The sequence below is a fragment of the Aeromicrobium sp. CF3.5 genome, assembly GCF_051262695.1.
Lineage (GTDB): Bacteria > Actinomycetota > Actinomycetes > Propionibacteriales > Nocardioidaceae > Aeromicrobium.
This window is the reverse complement of record NZ_JBIMEZ010000032.1, coordinates 1-399: the sequence shown is the minus strand read 5'-3', so window position 1 is coordinate 399 and position 399 is coordinate 1. Positions and strand designations below refer to the sequence as shown.

Below are 399 nucleotides of genomic sequence, written 5' to 3'. Positions count from 1 at the left end.
GATCACCAGTCGCTGTGGCCTCCGCGAACTCATCAGCAAACGCGACTTCCGATGCGGCCGGGTCAGCTGAAGCTGGAACGAAACCGGCGATCACTGCTGAAGCGATCAGCAAGCCCAATGCTCGAGAAGCTAGCGGCGTGGCCGCCGAGCGGCGAGCTGAACGGATGCGCAAACGCGGTCGACTGTTGGTCACACGCATGTGAATTGTCCTCAAGGGAAGCCCGCAATGGCGGGCTGGATCACCCGTTTCCGCCTAGCGACGGATCCGGTGCAATCCACCCGATGAGGAATGCAAACAGAATTTCTCATAGCCGAGGCAGTCCGGACAAGGGGTCACGTACAAGTCATGTGAGAAGTCTGAGAAAATGGCTCATGGGAACTACTAGAAATAGCTCGTTG

The 399-nt window shown here is 57.6% G+C and carries 1 protein-coding gene; it reads right to left on the bottom strand.

The window, feature by feature from the left end; all coding sequences use genetic code 11:
- Positions 1–199 (bottom strand): hypothetical protein (locus tag ACHAA3_RS16840; RefSeq protein ID WP_435710251.1); only part of this gene is annotated, 199 nt, incomplete at its 3' end.
- Positions 200–399 lie beyond the last annotated feature (200 nt).